The following is a 1,417-nucleotide window of genomic DNA, read 5'->3' on the forward strand; positions in this document are numbered from 1 at the left end:
CCGTGGCCTGGCCACTGGCGTTGGTCGTGCTCGATGCTGCAGACAAGCTGCCCAGCGACGTCGACCAGGTCACCGCAACGCCGGCGCCCAGGGTGTTGCCGTTGGCATCCTTGACCGTGGCCACCAGAGTACTGGTCGCCGTGCCGTTGGCCACGATGCTGGTCGGAGTCGCTACCAGCGAGGTTACGTCAGCAGTAGCGCTGTTTGGCGTCATAGCCACAGCCGCTGTTGCGGATCCCGCCAGGCTATTGGCAGTTACGGTTGCAGTCCCAGCAATTGTTGAGGACGTCAGTACGGCGCTCGCCTTGCCATTGGCATCGGTGCTGCTCGATGCGGCGGACAGGGTGCCGATGCTGGTCGACCAGGTCACTGGGGCGTTGGCCACCGGATTGCCGTTCGCGTCTTCAACCGTGGCCACCAGGGAGCTGGTCGCCGTGCCGTTGGCCACGATTGTGGCCGGGGTCGCAGTCAGGTCCACCACCTTGGCGGTGGAGACGTCCGGCGTCAGCGCCACGTTGACCGACGAAGCACCGGCCGAGGCCTGGGCTTTCACGGTCGCCGTGCCGGCGGCGGTACCCTTGAGCGTCACGCTAGCCTTGCCGTTGGCATCGGTGCTGCTCGACACGGCCGACAGGGTGCCGGTGCTGGTCGACCAAGTCACCGGGGTGTTGGCCACCGGATTGCCGTTGGCATCTTCAACTGTGGCCACCAGAGTACTGGTCGCCGTACCGTTGGCCACGATAGTGGTTGGGGTCGCAGTCAGGTCCACCACCTTGGCGGTGGAGCCGTCCGACGTCAGGATCACCGCTGCCGTTGCAGATCCAGCCACCGCCGAAGCTGTCACCGTCGCCGAACCGGCCACCGTGCCTTTCAGCGTCACCGAGGCCTGGCCACTGGCATTGGTCGTGCTCGATGCTGCAGACAAGCTGCCCAACGATGTCGACCAGGTCACCGCAACGCCGGCGCCCAGGGTGTTGCCATTGGCATCCTTGACCGTGGCCACCAGGGTACTGCTCGCCGCGCCATTGGCCACGATGGTGGCCGGGGTCGCCGTCAGGTCCACGACCTTAGCGGTGGAGCCGTCCGGAGTCAGCGCCACGTTGACCGACGAAGCACCGGCCGAGGCCTGGGCTTTCACGGCCGCGGTGCCGGCAACGGTGCCCTTGAGGGTCACACTGGCTTTGCCATTGGCATCGGTGCTGCTCGATGCGGCCGACAGGGTGCCGATGTTGGTCGACCAGGTCACAGGGGCGTTGGCCACCGGGTTACCGTTGGCATCTTCAACCGTGGCCACCAGGTTACTGGTCGCCGTGCCGTTGGCTACGATGCTGGCCGGGGTCGCGGTCAGGTCCATGACCTTGGCGGTGGAGCCGTCCGGAGTCAGCTCAACATCAGCCGACGAAGCACCGGCCGAGGC

Annotated in this window: 1 protein-coding gene; it reads right to left on the reverse strand. The window is 66.4% G+C overall.

All coding sequences use genetic code 11. The features are described from left to right. The coding region (locus Q7C33_RS28865) for a beta strand repeat-containing protein (protein WP_407684590.1) at positions 1-1,417 on the reverse strand (1,417 nt) is incomplete at both ends.

The organism is Pseudomonas sp. BP11-1-1, from assembly GCF_052112105.1.
Lineage (GTDB): Bacteria > Pseudomonadota > Gammaproteobacteria > Pseudomonadales > Pseudomonadaceae > Aquipseudomonas > Aquipseudomonas alvandae.